The organism is Dellaglioa sp. CoH-57-MRSF-21, from assembly GCF_056781915.1.
Genome location: NZ_JBXAXU010000083.1, coordinates 1 through 394, shown reverse-complemented (window position 1 = coordinate 394; position 394 = coordinate 1). Strand labels below are relative to the sequence as shown.

The 394-nt window shown below is 54.1% G+C and carries 1 protein-coding gene; it reads right to left on the bottom strand.

Annotated features, from left to right (window positions below; translation table 11 throughout):
• The coding region (locus AC1RPQ_RS08035; protein WP_481762268.1) for a hypothetical protein at positions 1-182 on the bottom strand (182 nt) is incomplete at its 3' end.
• Between the last annotated feature and the right edge of the window lie 212 nt (positions 183-394).

The window sequence follows — 394 nt, the reverse complement described above, 5'->3', positions numbered from 1 at the left end:
GTGTTTTTCGTCACCTGAATGGTCGACGGAATTTCAATCGGCATCTTGTGGTTGCGATTGATACCAGCCGTGTGGTATCCGGTGGTCCGCACGTTCATCGCGAATGCTGTGCCCTTGGGCGCTTTCTTGATCCACGCAATAGCGTCGGCCTGCGTCTTGATACTCGTAATCACCGGTCTCATTCTGCCTCCGTGAATTTCGGTTGGAGCACGATCTACCTCTTCTGTGTACGTTGAGGACGCTACTGTAGCATGATCAGGCGCACAGCACAAGAACTTTGCCCTGCGCCGAGTTGCGTGGCTTGTATGGAGGTGTGTACTCTACGTCGTCCTCAACCACCAGAATCCCGGGCAGGCGTTCACACAGATACCAATCATGGTACCACGCAACCACC